The organism is Rhodococcus sp. EPR-157 (genome assembly GCF_001647195.1).
GTDB lineage: Bacteria > Actinomycetota > Actinomycetes > Mycobacteriales > Mycobacteriaceae > Rhodococcoides.
This window is the reverse complement of sequence record NZ_LVCV01000307.1, coordinates 1-2611: the sequence shown is the minus strand read 5'-3', so window position 1 is coordinate 2611 and position 2611 is coordinate 1. Positions and strand designations below refer to the sequence as shown.

The window sequence follows — 2611 nt, the reverse complement described above, 5'->3', positions numbered from 1 at the left end:
GCCGGCAGCGTCGGTACGCCAGGGGAGGCTGCACCAGCTCGTAGGCCCGCGAGGAACCCGGCGATGAAACGCTGCTCGACGACCGGAAGCGGCAGGGGAGGACCGGCGCAGTCGCCGACGAGCTCGGTGAGTGCATCGATCGGTGACAGGGGCGTTCCTGACGCTCCTCGATTCGATGGCGGCTGTGCAGCAGCCACTTTCGTCAGAGTCACGGCGCACACTTTGAATTCCGGTTGCTGCGACAGCGGATCGATGGCGTCGTTGGTGACCGCATTGATCGACAGGTATTCGCCGAACAGGTCGTTCCAGTGGAACGGCGCGAAGCAATCTCCCGGTCGGACGCGGTCGCTTACGACGGCGGGGAGTACCGCTCGACCACGACGTGACGCAACCTCGATACGGTCACCGGCAGCGATTTCGAGTCGTGTGGCGTCGGTGGGGTGAATCTCGACGAACGGGCCGGGGTTCAGCTTGTTGAGTTTGTCGACCTTTCCCGTTTTGGTCATCGTGTGCCACTGATGTTGCAGGCGCCCGGTGTTGAGCAGGAACGGGTAGTCGTCGTCGGGCATCTCCGCCGGTGCCATCGACGGGCGGGCGAAGAACTGTGCGCGTCCGGTCGGAGTCGGGAACGACAATTTCGGGACGGTTCCGTCCTCGTGCGTTCGGAGCGACTGACTGATTCCGTCGTTCAGGTATCTGATCGGGTGCCGGTCGTTGTCGTCGACGTCTTCCGGAGGGCACGGCCACTGCAGTGGCGTGTCGCGCAGACGTGAGTACGTTGCACCGCGCAGGTCGTAGCCGGTCCGAGGGTTGGAGAATCCCTTGATTTCCTCGAAGATTTCCTCGGCGCTCGAGTACGTGAAGTCCTCTGCATAGCCGAGTTCGCACGCCATCATCGCAATGATCTGCCAGTCCGGCATGGCTTGCCCCGGCGCGTCCACGGCCTTCTGGAACAGGGTGAGGGTGCGTTCGGAGTTGATCATGACGCCCTCGGACTCGGTCCACAGCGAGGCGGGGAGTACGACGTCGGCGTATCCGTTGGTCTCGGTGTCTGCGAATGCGTCCTGTGTGATCACCAATTCGGCACGTTCGAGGCCTGCGATGACCGTTCTTCTATTGGCGACCGAGGCAACGGGATTGGTGCAGATCACCCAGCAGGCCTTGATGTCACCGTCGGCCATTCGTGAGAACAGGTCGATGGTGCCACCGCCGACGTCGGTGCGTAGCGTCCCGGCAGGCAGATTCCACTTCTCCTCGACGTATGCGCGGTCGTCCGCGGACAGGACTGCGCGTTGTCCGGGAAGCCCTGGCCCCATGTATCCCATCTCGCGCCCGCCCATGGCATTCGGTTGCCCGGTGAGGGAGAACGGCCCGCTGCCGGTGCGACAGATGGCACCCGTGGCGAGATGGAGATTGACCAGTGCATTGGTGTTCCAGGTGCCGTGCGTGGACTGGTTCAGTCCCATTGTCCAGCAACTCATCCAGTTGTCGGACTCGCCGATCCACTGTGCGGCAGTGCGAATCGACTCTTCCGGTATGCCGGTCTTGGCGCTGACCCGCTCGGGTGTGTAATCGGGGAGGAAGTCCTCCATGGCGTCCCAGCCGTCGGTGAACTCGTCGATGAAATCCTGATCGGTGTGCCCGTCGGCGACGAGCAGGTGGAGAAGACCGTTGAGCAGATCGAGATCGGTTCCGGGTGCGATCTGCAGGTGAAGGTGGGCTTTGTCCGCGGTGGCGTTTCGGCGGGGGTCGACGACGATCAACTTGGCGCCCTGCTTGACGCGGTCCATCATCCGGAGGAACAGAATCGGATGGCAGTCGGCCATGTTGGCGCCGGTCACCAAGAAGACGTCGGCGTGATCGAAGTCGTCGTACGACCCCGGTGGCCCGTCCGCCCCGAGCGACAACTTGTATCCGGTTCCTGCACTGGCCATGCACAAGCGCGAATTCGATTCGATCTGGTTGGTGCCGATGAACCCTTTCGCGAGCTTGTTCGAGAGGTATTGCGCCTCGAAGGACATCTGTCCCGACACGTAGAGACCGAGCGCGTCCGGACCGTGTTCGTCGAGGATTGCTCGCAGCTTCTTCGCGGTACTGGCGATGGTCGACGCGGTGTCGGCTGATTCGAAGTCGTCGCCTCGGGAAGCGCGGGTTCGGGCGGTCTCGAGTCGGCCCGGTGCCGCGAGCATGTCCGAGGTGGTCGATCCCTTCGTGCACAAGCGCCCGAGGTTCGTGGGATGTGACTTGTCGCCGACGGATTTGACGATGGTTGCAGGTTCGTCGGGACGCTTGGAGATCTGCAACGTCATCCCACAGCCGACACCGCAGTACGCGCACACCGTCTTGACGGTGTCCACGCCGGTCTCGACTGTTCCTGTTCCCACGACACCCACCATCCTCAGTGCAGGATTCAGGTCGATGACACGTCCGTTAGCCCGACGTGACGTTGTCCTCACCGTGTGTCCTGAACGCCCGTGATGTTTTCGAAGTTTCACCCAAGGTGCAACCGAACGAATGTGACGAACAGGACATATGCGCTGGTCAGGGCTTTGACATCCGCGACTACTCGTGTGAGAGTAGTCGCGTGTCGTCCATCCGCCTGTACATCCTC

1 protein-coding gene is annotated in these 2611 nt (G+C 62.4%); it reads right to left on the bottom strand.

All coding sequences use genetic code 11. The features are described 5' to 3' along the window. A partial coding sequence (locus A2J03_RS14120) for a molybdopterin oxidoreductase family protein (protein ID WP_231912532.1) occupies window positions 1-2309 on the bottom strand: 2309 nt, incomplete at its 3' end. Window positions 2310-2611 lie beyond the last annotated feature (302 nt).